General features: G+C 45.7%; 14 protein-coding genes. 6 read left to right on the plus strand and 8 right to left on the minus strand.

Annotated features, from left to right (window positions below; all coding sequences use genetic code 11):
• From IKN49_05560 to IKN49_05585, 6 genes are all read left to right on the plus strand, one after another.
• Positions 1 to 717, plus strand: a 717-nt coding sequence (locus IKN49_05560; protein ID MBR3632503.1) for a hypothetical protein, incomplete at its 5' end; no start/stop codon positions are given.
• A gap of 93 nt (positions 718 to 810) precedes the next feature.
• On the plus strand, positions 811 to 1,716 hold the full coding sequence (locus tag IKN49_05565) for a zinc ABC transporter substrate-binding protein (protein ID MBR3632504.1): 906 nt from the start codon (positions 811 to 813) through the stop codon (positions 1,714 to 1,716).
• A complete protein-coding gene (locus IKN49_05570; protein MBR3632505.1) occupies positions 1,704 to 2,528 on the plus strand; it encodes a metal ABC transporter ATP-binding protein in 825 nt (274 codons plus the stop codon). The genes IKN49_05565 and IKN49_05570 overlap by 13 nt, the downstream gene beginning before the upstream one ends.
• On the plus strand, positions 2,521 to 3,339 hold the full coding sequence (locus tag IKN49_05575; GenBank protein MBR3632506.1) for a metal ABC transporter permease: 819 nt from the start codon (positions 2,521 to 2,523) through the stop codon (positions 3,337 to 3,339). Before IKN49_05570 ends, IKN49_05575 begins: the two co-directional genes overlap by 8 nt.
• Positions 3,329 to 3,964: an endonuclease III gene (gene nth, locus IKN49_05580; GenBank protein MBR3632507.1), complete on the plus strand. Its 636-nt coding sequence runs from the start codon at positions 3,329 to 3,331 to the stop codon at positions 3,962 to 3,964. The genes IKN49_05575 and nth overlap by 11 nt, the downstream gene beginning before the upstream one ends.
• A 48-nt stretch (positions 3,965 to 4,012) precedes the next feature.
• Positions 4,013 to 4,498: a prepilin-type N-terminal cleavage/methylation domain-containing protein gene (locus tag IKN49_05585; GenBank protein MBR3632508.1), complete on the plus strand. Its 486-nt coding sequence runs from the start codon at positions 4,013 to 4,015 to the stop codon at positions 4,496 to 4,498.
• A 61-nt stretch (positions 4,499 to 4,559) separates the two neighbouring features.
• Here IKN49_05585 and IKN49_05590 read toward each other — a convergent pair whose 3' ends face one another.
• The 8 genes from IKN49_05590 to IKN49_05625 are packed head-to-tail and all read right to left on the minus strand — an operon-like array spanning position 4,560 to position 14,660.
• On the minus strand, positions 4,560 to 5,726 hold the full coding sequence (locus IKN49_05590; protein MBR3632509.1) for a sodium ion-translocating decarboxylase subunit beta: 1,167 nt from the start codon (positions 5,724 to 5,726) through the stop codon (positions 4,560 to 4,562).
• 11 nt (positions 5,727 to 5,737) lie between these two features.
• Positions 5,738 to 7,531, minus strand: coding sequence for a hypothetical protein (locus IKN49_05595; protein ID MBR3632510.1), 1,794 nt, complete (start codon positions 7,529 to 7,531; stop codon positions 5,738 to 5,740).
• Positions 7,532 to 7,542: 11 nt separating this feature from the next.
• Positions 7,543 to 7,773 carry an OadG family protein gene (locus IKN49_05600; GenBank protein MBR3632511.1) on the minus strand — a complete coding sequence of 77 codons (231 nt, stop codon included), beginning with the start codon at positions 7,771 to 7,773 and terminating at the stop codon, positions 7,543 to 7,545.
• Positions 7,770 to 8,471 carry a biotin--[acetyl-CoA-carboxylase] ligase gene (locus IKN49_05605; protein MBR3632512.1) on the minus strand — a complete coding sequence of 234 codons (702 nt, stop codon included), beginning with the start codon at positions 8,469 to 8,471 and terminating at the stop codon, positions 7,770 to 7,772. Before IKN49_05605 ends, IKN49_05600 begins: the two co-directional genes overlap by 4 nt.
• 60 nt (positions 8,472 to 8,531) lie before the next feature.
• A complete protein-coding gene (locus IKN49_05610) occupies positions 8,532 to 9,443 on the minus strand; it encodes a 4-hydroxythreonine-4-phosphate dehydrogenase PdxA (protein ID MBR3632513.1) in 912 nt (303 codons plus the stop codon).
• Positions 9,444 to 9,492: 49 nt separating this feature from the next.
• Positions 9,493 to 10,671, minus strand: coding sequence for a SurA N-terminal domain-containing protein (locus tag IKN49_05615; protein MBR3632514.1), 1,179 nt, complete (start codon positions 10,669 to 10,671; stop codon positions 9,493 to 9,495).
• The gene (locus IKN49_05620) at positions 10,655 to 11,515 is read right to left on the minus strand and encodes a peptidylprolyl isomerase (protein ID MBR3632515.1); all 861 of its coding nucleotides are present in this window, start codon (positions 11,513 to 11,515) and stop codon (positions 10,655 to 10,657) included. Before IKN49_05620 ends, IKN49_05615 begins: the two co-directional genes overlap by 17 nt.
• Positions 11,516 to 11,522: 7 nt before the next feature.
• Positions 11,523 to 14,660 carry a DEAD/DEAH box helicase gene (locus IKN49_05625; protein MBR3632516.1) on the minus strand — a complete coding sequence of 1,046 codons (3,138 nt, stop codon included), beginning with the start codon at positions 14,658 to 14,660 and terminating at the stop codon, positions 11,523 to 11,525.
• Positions 14,661 to 14,666: the final 6 nt, after the last annotated feature.

Consider the following 14,666-nt stretch of genomic DNA (forward strand, 5'->3'; position numbering starts at 1 on the left):
GGGGTGTATTTAGTGTGCGGAGAGGGAACCGGCGGCAACAGTTGTTCAGACAATCCAAATCAAGAAAAATGCTGTAATACGGCGGCTCCGGTTTGTCAATATTGGAATAAATCTTCTTCAAAGTGCTACACAAAGTCCTGTCAACCGGGACAGCATTTAGATACGAGTACTTGTCAATGTGCTTGTGACAATACTCCGGCTTCTTGTGGAGATAGTGAATGGGCTTATTGGTATGTAGAAGGAAATACTTGTAACTGTCATTGTGTAGCATGTAGGGATAGTTATAATGGAAGAAATCCGCGAGCAGGGGACACCTGTTATGTAGAGGGGGTTAGTGGCTATGGAGAACATCGTTATCGTATGGGAACGATAGCTGGGGATTCTACGTGCAACAATTGTACACGCAATATTACTTGTGAAGTCCCAGGTTTGGACTGGATAGAAAATAGTAACCGCTATTACACATATGCAGGAGCAGATGGGATTGTGGCTACTTCTCATAGCCGTTGTACCAAAGAGAGTGATGTGGGTGAGAAGCTATATGTGAGACAGGATGGGGTTAGATGGGAGGCTGGTGCTCAGGCATGTAAGGATGTCAGTATCTATAATGAACCCTGTGTGTTGGTAACCACATATGTATGTACTAGAACAAGTCCTTTTTCAGCTCGATGGAAAGAATTCCAGTACGGCTATCCTCCGTGTTATCCAAACTGTTAGTATAAAAGAGAGTCAAATCATTTTACACCCCCGGTACTCCCGGGGGTGTTTGTTATTGGTACGATATGGCTTCTGAAATGATAAAATAGAATAATGAAAAAATTATTCATTCTTTTTGTTTTGCTCATAGCTGTAGGTGGAATTTGTTGGTGGTATTTTGCCGGCGAAGTCGGGCCGCAAGGCCCTGTGAAACCGTCTATCGACGGAGAAAAATTACACGTAGTCGTGTCCGGCTACGTCCCGTATTCGCTCACGCGTGAAATCGCCGGTGAGCAGGCTGAGCTGACTATGCTCGTGCCGGCCGGCACGGAAGCACACAGCTTTGAACCGACACCGGGGGCCATCATCGCCGTAGAAAAAGCGGATTTGTTTGTGTACGTATCGCAGCAAGTGGAGCCCTGGGTAAAGGATATTTTACAAGGATTGTCGGGTGAAAATGCCTTGGCGTCCGGTCCGGTAGATACCGAAGATGACCCGCATGTTTGGATGACTCCGTACGGCGCTTTATCTATGGCACAACGCATAGAGAAAGCCTTGTCCAAAACAGATCCGGCGCATAAAAATTACTACAAGCAAAATTTACGTCAATTCGAAAAACAAATTCAACAATTGCATGCCGATTTTTTGGACGGACTAAGCCAATGTAAAAGCCGCGACTTGGTGCATGTAGGGCACTTGGCTTTTGGCAATTTGGCCGATACCTATCAACTCAATCTAAAAGCCTTAAGCGGTACCAGTCATCAAGGGGAACACTCGGTGCTTAAGTTAACAGGCTTGGTGCGCTTTGTGCGCAAAAACCAGCTGCACGCGGTATTTACCGAAGAAATGGTTTCGCCGCAACTAGCGCATACGGTGGCGGAAGAAACACATGTACATATTTTGCCTTTATATACGATAGAAGACGTCAGTAAAGAAGATTTTGAAAAGGGCGTCAGCTACGAAACGTATATGCGCCGTAATCTGAAAAACTTGCAAGAGGGATTACAATGCCAAGCGTAATTCATGCCCGTGGCTTGCGTTTCAAATATAATCAAACATGGGTGTTGGAAAAGGTTTCTTTTCGCGTGCAAGCGGGCGATTATGTGGGTGTAATCGGCCCTAACGGCGGCGGGAAAACCACTTTGCTGAAACTGATTTTAGGTTTGGAAAAAGGCGAAGGTATCATTAAACTCTTTGGCACGCCGCAGGACCGATTTTCGGATTGGAAAAAGATAGGTTATTTAGCACAAAAAAGTCCTGTTTCGCAGGCGCGTTTTCCTATTTCTGTCGAAGAAGTGGTGCTTATGGGGTTGTGTTACGATACCGTGCACAAAGAAGCTACGGCAGAAAATTTACAAGCTGTTCATCAAGCCCTGCAACTGACCCACACGCAAGATTTAGCTCACCGAATTTTTTCAAATTTATCTATCGGTCAACAACAACGGGTACTGCTGGCGCGTGCTTTGGTAAGCCGGCCGGAACTGCTGATTTTGGACGAACCTTCCACCGCTTTGGATGCCGGTAGCCGTGAGATGTTTTTTGCACTGCTGGGGGAGTTGAACCAAAAACACGGCGTCACCATTTTGCTCATCACGCACGATACGGGCGAGGTCGGCAAATATATCTCTAAATTTATGTATATCGACCGAGAGCTGGTGTTCTTTGGCGATAAAGAGCAATTTTGCCACTCTCAAAAAGTAGCCGAAAAGTTAGGCCCTTTTGCCCAACATATGATGGATCATTTACACGATGACCACGGGGCTTGTCCGCTGGGAATGCATTGTGTACACGGTCATGATTTACAGCATTGCACAGGAGCACATCATGATTAGCGAATTTTTAAGTTATGGTTTTGTGCAAAGAGGACTGGTAGCCGGGTCTTTGGTGGCGTTGGTGTGTGCATTACTGGGAGTATTTTTAGTACTCAAGCGATTGTCTTTGATTGGGGACGGACTTAGCCATGTGTGTTTGACCGGGGTGGCACTCGGATTGTTAACAAACACCAGTCCGTTGTATATGTCGATGCCGGTGGTATTGTTGGCTTCGTTGGGCATTTTGCAAATTATGGAAAAAATTAAAGTCTATGGAGATGCGGCCATCGGTATTGTTAGTGCGGCGGGACTGGCTGTCGGGATTTTACTGACGGCGCTTGCCGGTGGATTTAATGCAGATTTATTCGGCTTTTTATTTGGCAGTATTTTAACAGTGGCGCGTACCGAGGTGTTTGCGTGCGCATTATTATTTGTGGCTTTAGTTGGATTTTTGTTGTTTTTCTATCGTGATTTATTAGCGGCCAGTTTTGATGAAGCTTTTGCCCGTACCCGCGGCGTAGCTGTTAAACGTTTGCAGACAGGACTTATTTTGTTTACGTCGCTGGCTATTGTGCTGGCGCTGAAAGTGGTAGGAATTTTCTTAGTGTCTGCGCTGATTGTATTACCGCCGGTAACGGCGCTGTTGCTGGCCCGTACCTTTAAGCAAGTATTATGTATAGCGTGTATGGCGGGACTGGCCAGCGTGTGGGGAGGCGTATATTTATCTTTCTTGTTTAATATCCCGTCGGGCGCAACGATTATTTTGCTCAATGTAGGCTTCTTATTGTTGGCCTATGGGTGGAGTAAACTACGGAGCACGTATGCCCGCTAAGAAAGATGTTTTGCCTTTGATTAAGGCACTCAAAAAATTATACCCTGAACATATTATTCCGCTACATCATAAAAGTGCATGGGAGCTGTTGTGCGCGGTCATTTTATCGGCACAATGTACCGATGCGCGCGTGAACACCATTACTCCGCATTTATTCAAGAAATATCCTACTGTGTACGATTTGGCTAAAGCCAAATTGCCCGACGTGGAAAAAATCATCCATTCGGCCGGGTTTTACCATAGCAAAGCGCTGTCGCTAATAGAAATGTCCAAGCGTATTTGTGAGGTGTATGGCGGAGAGGTGCCTCAAAATATGGATGATTTGCTTACCCTGCGCGGTGTGGCGCGCAAGACGGCCAATGTGATGCTGGGGGATTATTTCAAGAAGCCTGCCGGCATTGTGGTGGATACACACGTCAAACGTCTGGCCTTTCGGTTAGGGCTGACGCGACAAACAGACCCCGTGAAGATTGAACAGGATTTAACAAAAATTATTCCCTATGAGTACTGGGGATGGATTGCCATTGCGCTTATTTTACACGGGCGTAGTATATGTCCGGCCCGCAAACCGCAATGTGAGAAGTGTACATTAGCGAGTATGTGTTCCAGAAAAATAACAAAATAACTGGTAATTTTTAATATAACCTATATACTATATCCAAGAGGACTAAAAATGAATCAACGCGCATTTACATTAATAGAATTGCTGGTGGTGGTCTTAATTATCGGGATCTTATCTGCCATTGCTTTGCCGCAATATACTCGTGCGGTAGAGAAGTCTCGCGCGGCTGAAGCTTTGATATTAGTTCGTTCTATTGCAGATGCCAACAGGCGTTATTATATGGCTAATGGGGAATATACATGGGATTTGGCTGATTTGGATATTGAAGTCCGCGGTGAAGATTCCACCTACGGCAATATGGCTCGTAAACAGAGCAAGTCTTTTCAATATGGCGCACGTGCAACTAGTAAAACCGATACAACCGGCGTAATCGGAATTGGCAATAGATTGCCGGCAGACTCTTATTATTCCTTGCGTATTTTTTCAGATAAATCCGGTGTTTATTGTCGCGGATATGTAGCGGCAGGTGAAGAAATTTGCAAAGCGTTAAGTGGTAAATCTACTAAAGTAGATGGCACCTATTATGTCATTAATTAAATCCGCCAATTATAGAAAAACCCTGCTCTGTGGAGCAGGGTTTTTTTACGGTAAATAATTCTTATTTTCCCAGTAGTGCCAAGAGCACACCGGCCGCTACTGCACTGCCAATCACGCCGGCGACGTTGGGGCCCATAGCATGCATGAGCAGGTAATTATTTTTGTCATATTCCAAGCCGACTTTATTGGATACACGCGCGGCCATCGGTACGGCTGATACTCCGGCAGAACCAATGAGCGGATTGATTTTAGTTTTACTAAAGGCGTTCATCAGTTTGGCCAGTAATACACCGGACGCGGTCGCCACGGAGAAAGCAATAATGCCCAGTACCAAAATACCAAGTGTTTCGGTCACTAAGAAATGGTCATATTGCAACTTGGAGCCGACTGATAAACCGAGCAAAATCGTAACGATATTGCAAAATTCGTTTTGCAAGGTTTTAGACAACCGTTCCGCTACGCCGGATTCTTTGACCAGATTCCCAAATGTCAAACAACCGATAAGCGGCGCGGCAGAAGGCAACAAGAAAACGCATAATAACAAAATAGCCAACGGGAATAAAATCTTTTCCCGTTTGGAAACTGTGCGCAGTTGCGTCATGCGGATTTTGCGTTCTTCGGGGGTGGTCAGCAGCTTCATAATCGGCGGTTGAATCACCGGCACTAGTGCCATATAGGAATAGGCCGCCACGGCAATAGAACCCAATAGTTGCGGTGCCAGACGCGAGGTTAAATAAATAGACGTCGGACCGTCCGCCCCGCCGATAATACCAATAGAGGCCGCTTCTTTAAGCCCGAAGGCGAAAATTTGTTTGTCGCCAATGTAAATATAAGACAAACCAATTGCGCCAATCAGCGTGGCAAAAATACCAAACTGTGCCGCTCCGCCCAACAAAGCCATTTTCGGGTTAGCAATTAACGGACCAAAATCGGTCATGGCTCCCACTGCCATAAAGATAAACAGCGGGAATAAGCCAGAGTTGATACCGAAGTTAAAGATAATACCCAAAAAGCCGTTCGGACCGGCAATCGCTTCGCCCGGCGGCATGGGAATGTTGGCCAGTAATCCACCAAAAGCAATAGGGATTAACAAGAGCGGTTCAAACTGTTTTTTAATCCCGAGCCAAAGCAGAAAACAGCAGACCGCAATCATCACCAGTTGTTGCCAGCAAATGGCATACAAACCTGTGGTTTGCCAAATTTGAGTTAATGCTTGCATGATGTCCATAAGGTGTCCTCTTATTTAATCTCTGCCAACGGATGACCGGTTTGTACTTGGTCGCCTTGTTTGACCAGAAAATGTACCGTTCCGGCGGCAGGAGCGCTGACCACCGTTTCCATTTTCATGGCTTCCAGCACCATAATTTCTTGGCCTTCGGCCACGCTATCTCCGTCTTTTACAGATAAACGAAGTACCGCACCCGGCAACGGAGAATTTAACGTGGTACCGGCACCACCCGTAGCTGCTTTGGCCGCAGGAGCCGCGGCCGCTTTTGCATCAGCCGCACCTACGCCGATATTGTAGCGTTTTCCGTTGACAACTGCCACATTGTCCCCTTCAAAGGATACATTGTAAGCGGTACCGTCTACGGTTACCTTGCAACTGTCTCCGGTCACTTTTTTGGTTACTTTGCGTACACCGTTGACTTTGGCTTCGCCTTTGAGGTACAAAATACCTTTATCGGCACAGGTAGCTACGATGAAGGCATTTTCTTCATTAACCGGCAAGCCGGCTTCTTTGAGTTTGGCCTCGGCTACTTTTAAGCCTTTCTTCGGGTTAGCATCATTGATTTCAAGCGGGGTCTTTTGGGTCGGTTCCATTTTCAATTGTTCAGCGGCAATTTTGACAATTTCCGGATCTGCTTCTACCGGTGTCTTGCCAAAATAACCGAGTACCATTTTGCCGTAACCTTCGGTGATTTTCTTCCACGGGCCAAACATCACATTGGCATAGGCTTGTTGGAAATAAAATTGTGAAACAGGGGTTACGGAAGTACCAAATCCACCGCGTTGCACACATTCACCCATCGCTTTTACAACTTCGGGGAATTTGTCAAAGGTTCCGTTATCGCGCATCATTTGTGTATTGGCTGTGAGTGCGCCGCCCGGCAAGGGGGAGAACGGAATAATCGGATTAACTTTGGTGGCCTCGGGCGGCAAGAAATAATCCTTCATGCAGTCTTGGAACACATTTTCCGCTTCTTGAATTTTCTTCGGGTCAATATCCAAAGTATATTCGCTACCGCGCAAGGCATGCCACATCGTCAAAATATCGGGTTGGCACGTACCGCCGGAAACGGGTTGCATAGACAAGTCCAACGAGGTGGCACCGTTTTCAATAGCGGCTAAACAGCAAGCGATAGAGTTGCCGGCCGTTTCATGGGTATGAAACACAATTTTCATATCCTTACCTAAGAGTTTGCGCGCCATGGCCATGGTACGACCGACGGTAGTCGGGGTAGAAGTACCGGACGCATCTTTGAAGCACACGGAATCAAACGGCACGCCGGAATCTAAAATGGAGCGTAAGATTTTTTCATAGAAAATCTCGTTGTGGATTTTGCCGGTGGTGTCCCAGCCGGGGGCCAGTGACATCATGGTTACACAAACTTCGTGTTTAAGTCCAGCTTCGTGGATGCATTTTCCGGAATAGATTAAATTGTTCACATCATTTAAGGCATCAAAGTTGCGAATGGTAGTAGTGCCATGTTTGGCAAATAATTGCGCGTGGGCTTTGATGACGTCAGAGGATTGGCTGTCTAATCCTACTACGTTCACACCGCGGGCCAAGGTTTGCAAATTGGCATCCGGGCCGGCGGTTTTGCGGAAGGTGTCCATCATATCAAACGCATTTTCATTGCAATAGAAAAATAAGGCCTGAAAACGTGCACCACCGCCAAATTCCATATGATTAATGCCGGCGTGACGGGCAGCTTCCACAGCGGGCATGAAGTCTTTGGTTAAGACGCGCGCTCCGTAGACTGATTGAAATCCGTCGCGAAACGCAGTAAGCATAAAGTTAATTTTTTTCATAGTTTCCTCTTTTATTTAGATTGAAATCTTTTAGCGGCCGCAATAGCAATGGCCACCAAGGTTTGATTATTGCCGGCAGGCAAAGCCGTTTGGGCCACTGCCTGCGGAAAATATTTTTCCAATGCTTGCACTAATAAACTCATGCCGTTCATCAGTGCTACCAAAATAAGCAAAAAGACAAACACAACAGACATACCAATTACGGTAATGCTGAGGCTTTGTCCTAATAAACTTTCACTCATAGACACATATCTCCTATCGAAATAATTGCTTGCCCGGTAGCTGTTTGCAACACCAGCTCTCCGTTGGGCGAAATCGTTTGTACTGTACCGTGTGCGGGGTTTATTCCATGTCGGATTTCTACCTGTTTACCGATATAAGGAAAAACCTTCAAATAATCAGTACGAATCACGGAAAACCCGTTTAGCAGGACCGTTTCATAGGAAGCAAAAAAGCAATCTAAAATCTGATGCAAAAGGATTTCTTCCTCGGTGTTTATGCTCAGTTCTGCCAGCGAAACAGCGGGTTGTCCGACGTGGCTTAGGTCTTTTTGACGTACATTGATGCCTACTCCTAATACCAGCGCTTGAAATGTATTTTGTACCGTTACTGCCTCGCTTAAAATCCCACATAATTTTTTGTCATTTACCAGTACATCATTGGGCCATTTCAAGTGGGCAGGTACCCCCAGTGCCTGTATGCTTTTACATACCGACAAGGCCATTAACTGCGTTAAGTTTGCCAGAAAATCGGTCTTTTGGGGTTTGAGTACCACGGAAAAATATAAACCGCCCTCTTGTGAAAGCCAGGTGCGGTTGAGGCGGCCCCGACCGGCGGTTTGGCGGCGGGCACAAATAACGGTACGATCAGTTAATAAAGAACAATTACGTTTGGCGTAGGTGTTGGTAGAATCTAACTCGTCAAAACGAAAAATCCGCATATACATCTATTGTACAAAATAAGAGAGTAGATGAGGAAGGAATTGTTTAGATGCTTTAGATCAATGAACCGCTTCTAAAATGGCGGCAATCATACTGCTGGGATCGGCCTTGTTTTGGCCAGAGATGTCAAAAGCAGTGCCATGCGTAGGAGAGGTGCGTGTGATTTGCAGTCCGGCGGTGATATGTACGATAGGTTCTCGGGCGGCCAGTTTAAGACCCAAAAGAGCCTGGTCATGGTACATGCATAAAATGCCATCAAATTGACCGTGCAGGTGTTTGGTCCATAGACTGTCAATGGGGAAAGGACCTTGCACCGAAAGACCTTCTTGTCGCAGGCTACGAACTGCCGGCAGAATGCGTGTAATTTCTTCGCGGCCGAATTGGCCATTATCTCCATTGTGCGGATTAAGACCACTTAGCGCAATCAGAGGTTTTTTATGCCCGCGTTGTTGTAAAGCGGCGTGCAAGAGACGGGCTGCTTGGACAATTTTTTGGCGGGTCAGTAAGGTCGGCAAATCGCCGATGGCAAAATGCTCGCTAACCAGCCCGCAACATAATTTTCCGCTGACAAACATCATCAGGGCATTTGGTCCGTAATACTTGCGCAAGAATTCAGTATGCCCCGTAAAAGGAACACCTGCCAAGGCCCAGCTTTGCTTCGAAATAGGAGCTGTAACCACAGCGGCTTGACGCTGAGCGGCTAATTTACAGGCCAGTTGTACGGCTTTGAAAGAGAGGGTTCCTCCCCAAGCGGACGGACCAATCCGATGTGGTTTTGGCAGGGCGGATTCCAGCGCTATCAGTGGGGCTAATTTTTCGGTCCAACCGACCGCACGCAAAGAATTTATTTCTCCTATGATAATTGGCGTACAGACCCGCCGCAGGGACGGGTGTTGCAAGGCCTTCACAGTTACTTCCGGGCCGATGCCTAACGGATCGCCGGCGCTGATTAGTATTACTGGTTTTGTCATAAGAGAAAGGCGGCCCTGTTAATAGGGCCGCCAAGTCGTTTGTGTGAAATTATTTTTTCTCTTCAGCAGCTTCTTTTTTGGCGTCTTCCGCTGCGCGGGCCGCGACTGCTTTTTCAATTTCTTTATCTACTTCAAAAGTTTTGGTTACTTTGATATCTGCTTTGTCCGCTAAGCCATTGACATACTCCATCATAGCTATTTGGATTTTTTGTTGAGCCAAGTATTGGCCCAAGTCTTTCGCAATATCTTCGTAGGAGACATCTTTTTTGGCTCTCTTTTCTTTGATCTTTAAGATATGCCAACCTACCTCGGTTTTGATGGGTGCGCTTACTTTACCTACGGCCAAGGTAAAGGCTGCGGCATCAATTTCTTTGGGAGCAATGCCCTTAATTAAAATCATATCGCCGCCGCTGGCCAAAGCCGCTTGGTCTTCGGTGTATTTTTTAACTGCGGCAGAAAATTCCATGCCGCCGTCCAGTTCCTTTTTGATTTGTTTTGCCAATTCTTCTTTTTTCTTGGCTTCTTCGGCAGACATATCTTTTGTCACAGCTAAATAAATATGTCCTACCCGCACTTGTTCGGCGGTAAGTTGGGCTAGTTTGGCGGCAATTGCTTGGGCTTCTTGCAAACGGGCCGGATTTTCTTTTTCCAATTTTTTCAAAGTCTTGGTCTGTTTTTTCAGTACCGCTTGTACATCGTCATACAGTCCTTTTACATCTTTTTCTTCTACCGGTTTAACCGTGCTTTGAATTTGGGTTTCCAATAATTTCTTAACCGCAATTTCTTTTTTGATTTTTTCTTTATAAGACTTCAAGGTCATGTGCTGTTTTTTAAGCGCTTCATTAAAGCGTTTTTCTGCACCTTTCGGATCTTGTTGTCCTTTTTCGTCGATGATAAAGCGGTTTTTTATTTCAGTCAAACCTTCTTCTAATTCAGAATCTTTCACCTGCACTTTAGCCTCTTGAGCGGCTTGAGAAAGTAATTCTTTAGAAATTAAATCTTTGAGCACTTCTTTGCATAACAAGTCTGTAGCATAGGGTTGCTCGAGCACCTGAGGCGCATTGGCTTTATATTGTTCTATGACGTTTTGACAATAATTGTCATATTCGGAGGCCAAAATCGGTTGGCCGTTGACCGTAGCAACGGAAGAATCCATCACTTTTGCTTGTGCGCCGATGGCCAAGCAGAGGCCCAAAATGGGCAGCCAGCATTTAGTTGTGTTGTTCATAAATAATCACCTTGTATTTTGTTTGTAAGTCCTGCAACAGCGCATCCATTTTTTGTTGTTCCAGTACGCTGCGAATGCGCGGAGCGGCTTCTTGTAAAGAAAGACGCCGTTCCTTTGTTTTCATTATTATATGAAATCCTTGGGATGTTTTGACAAATCCTTGTACGCTCCCTACCGCAGAATTGGCGGCAATGACTTCCAGTTCCGGTATAAATTCTCCGGGCATAAAAGAGATTTCTTTTCTTTTGCTTTGTTGCGGAGCGATGGAATAACGGTTTTCTAATTCCTTCCAACGACTTTTGGAAGACTTAAGTTGGCGCCATACTTCTTCGGCGGTTTGGGCATCATCCAAAATTAATTGTTTAATCGTCATCTCATACGGATACTTTTTGTGATAAGCCGCAATTTCTTCGTCACTAATGTTTAATATGCCGGTTTGGCGAAGTTGATCTTCCCATAAATGCAGGAGTAATTGTTCGGCATATTGTTGATAAATTTCTTGTAATTGTGCGCGTTTATCAGCCAAGGCTCGCGTATATTCATCCGATTTGTCCAACTGTTTGGCACGGGCATCTAAAGAGGCTAATTTTTCACGGATGAGTAATTGGAGAAAATGGCGTTGACCCGTTTGGCTTTGTGCAAAATTCACATCCTCCTGGTCTAATTGTTGCAAGCGAAAGGCTACTTGTTGCTGAGTAATAGGATCTTCTTCCACCCAAGCCAGCACTTCTTCTTGCGGAGGGGTGCTCTGTGTTTGAGGTGTTTGGGGTAAAACGGGCGATTGTGGTTTATCGCAGGCCGCTAGCATCCCAAGCAGGATAAAAACAATGTAAAAAACTCTCATATTTATACTATAGCATTTTCGGTTTTATGATATGTTCAAAAAATGCAAGGGCCTGTTCGGCTAGGCTCACGGGGTCCGTATGCGGCGGTACTTGCAAACGTATGCCGTCCGCGTGGCGTGTTTTGACAAACTGTAACTGGGGGCCGTATTTTTCTAATAACAGTTGCGGCAGTTGGGGCGGCATTTGAAAGTCCCGAGTGAATAAGAACTCCACCTGCGGAGCCATATATTCTACTTGGTAAATCTGTAAGTTACCGGCTCTGCGGGAGAGCTGACAAATACGATTTAGATTAAGTAGTTCCGGCGGAATAGGCCCGGCGAAATCGGCTAGTTTCTGTAAAATTTGCGCGGCGCGCTCCGGTTCGGCCCCAATTAATTCTTTATAGGTTTTGAGCCGTTGGCTTTCATCGGGCAAATAATCAGGTGGAATATAAGCCGCCAGTGGTAAATTGACGGTAGCATTGAGTTTGCGTTGTACGGGTTGTCCTTTAAGTTTTTTCACTTCATTTGCAATTAAATCACAGTACAAGCTCAGCCCCACTTCATTGGCATAACCGTGCTGTTTAACGCCTAGTAATTGTCCGGCACCGCGTATTTCCATATCGCGCAAAGCCAGCTTAAAGCCGCTTCCCAAGTCACTAAACTCCATCAGCGCTGCCAGGCGTTTTTTGGCTTCTTCGGTAGGATCTTGCTCTTTGGGAGCTTTGTAGGGCATGGCTAATAATTGCGCGTAATTGTCTTCCACAGCGGCCGGTTTTTTGAACAACCAATCCGGATGAAATAAATAACAATAGGCTTTTTTATCTCCGCGGCCAATGCGTCCGCGCAGTTGATATAACTGGGCCAGCCCAAAGTTTTGAGCGTTTTCTACAATTAAGGTATTGGCGTTAGTGATATCAATGCCGGATTCAATAATGGTAGAGGCCAACAAAACATCATACTTGCCATTGTTAAAATCCCACAAGGTCTGCTCTAAATCTTGTTCTTTCATTTGCCCATGGGCCATACAAATGCGGGCCTGAGGAACTAAATTTTTAAGCAGTAAGTAGCGGCTTTCCATACTTTGCACGCTGTTATACACATAATAGACTTGTCCGCCGCGAGCCAGTTCCTGCGTAATGGCAGCGCCGGCCAGTTCATTATTCCAAGCGGTTACAACCGTTTTGATAGGGGTGCGCCCGCGGGGAGGGGTATCGATTAAAGAAATATCTCGCAGCGCCGACAGCGATTGGTTTAGCGTGCGCGGAATGGGAGTAGCACTCAGCATTAAGGTATGTACCCCGGCGCATTTGGCTTTAATTTTTTCTTTCTGCCTTACCCCAAAGCGGTGTTCTTCATCAATGATTACAAACCCTAAATTTTTGAAATCAATGTCTTTAGAAAGTAAACGATGTGTGCCGATAATAATATCGCAAACACCATCTTTGACTTGTTGGACAATTTCTTTTTGTTCTTTGGGCGTTTGGAAACGGCACAGCATTTGTATATTAATTGGGAAACCGGCCATACGTTTGGTAAATGTTTTGTAATGTTGAGCCGCTAAAATAGTAGTGGGCACCAACATCATGACTTGTTTGCCGCTGGTAACTACCCGCAAAGCCGCGCGCATGGCTACTTCTGTTTTCCCAAAGCCCACATCCCCTACTAAGACACGGTCCATGGAGCGGTTATGAGATAAATCTTGCAATACATCGGTAATAGCTTGTTGTTGCCCGGCAGTAAGTGTAAAGGGAAAAGAATCGGCAAATTCTTCTTCTAAGCGTATATCTCCGGTCAGAGCCTCTGCTCCGGCGGCTTGACGTTGTGCTTCTAATTTTAAGATTTCTTGGGCTGTTTTTTGCGCCTCTTCTTTTACGCGTTTTTTAATATCTTTCCATGCGGTGCCCCCTAAGGCAGAAAGGGAAGGTTTTTTGCCGCCGGCACTAATATATTTTTGTACCCGTTTGAAATCATACATAGGGACATATAATTTACTGCCGCGGCGATATTCAATAATTAAACAATCGGTGGGATTATTTTCTTTATCGAGTATCTCCAGTCCCAAATATTTACCGATACCGTGGTTCTGGTGCACAATGTAGTCGCCGGGGCGCAATTCTTGGAAACGGACTTTTTGGGTGTTTTCAAGAGTAAAATTTTTCAGAACGGATTGAGGACGGTAGTGCCGGTTCAAAATTTCCGAGGAAGTAATATAGGCCACCTTTTCATCAGACTGGTAAAATCCTTGTGCTAAAGCGGAGATGTGAAGCGGCAAATTTTTTAGATGGGGATAGTCTTGAAAAATTTCTTGAAAACGGTCCAATTCCCCGCGGTTTAAGCAGGTAATAATCGGATTGATGCCTTGCTTTTGCAGAGAAACTATTTCTTGGTCTAATAAATTGAAATTAGCGTGAAAAGCGATGTTAGCTTTGAAGCCGCAATCCATGCCTTGTTGAGTAGGGAATTGACTTAAAATAACTGCTCCTTGCAAGGAAGATAAGTCCAGTTCTGCCGGTGGATTATCCAGTAGCCATTGGGCGTTAGCAGTATAGTCAGATAAGGTGGCAGGCCGATTATTAAATACCAGCGGAATCAAGGTAATTTGTTCTTGAGTCCGAGTTGTATTTTGTGTGTCCATATCAAACTGGCTAATCGTTTCAATACGGTTCCCGGCAAAATACAAACGTAGCGGCAGGGGTTGCCCCGGCGGAAAAATATCTACCACACTGCCACGCAACGCATATTGGCCGGCGTTTTCTGTATAATCTTCCCGGGTGTATCCTTGTTGCTGTAGAAAATCAGCCAGTTCACTGCGTCTATAAGTGTCCCCGCAATGAAGGGTGAGTGTGTGGGATAAGAAATCGGCCGGAGCTGGCAGGGCGGCTTGCCATTGGCTATAGGGAGCCGCTACCGCATAGACAGAAGAAGCGGTGAGCAAAGTATGTAGGGCGGCCATCTGCCCTAACGGATTTTCCGGAAAGACCAAAATCTGAGTGTTTTCGGGGGCAAATTCTTGCACCGCATGCGCAAAATCTTCCAGGTCTGTATCGGTCCAATATAATATGCTTTTGCCGGCAGCCGAATATGTTTTGGCCGCAAAATATCCCGCCGCGCTGGCGTTGGGCAGCCCGTAGAAAAAAGAAAGTGCGGCCTTAGATACTACCATGATGTA

The sequence above is a fragment of the Elusimicrobiaceae bacterium genome (genome assembly GCA_017528825.1).
Lineage (GTDB): Bacteria > Elusimicrobiota > Elusimicrobia > Elusimicrobiales > Elusimicrobiaceae > Avelusimicrobium.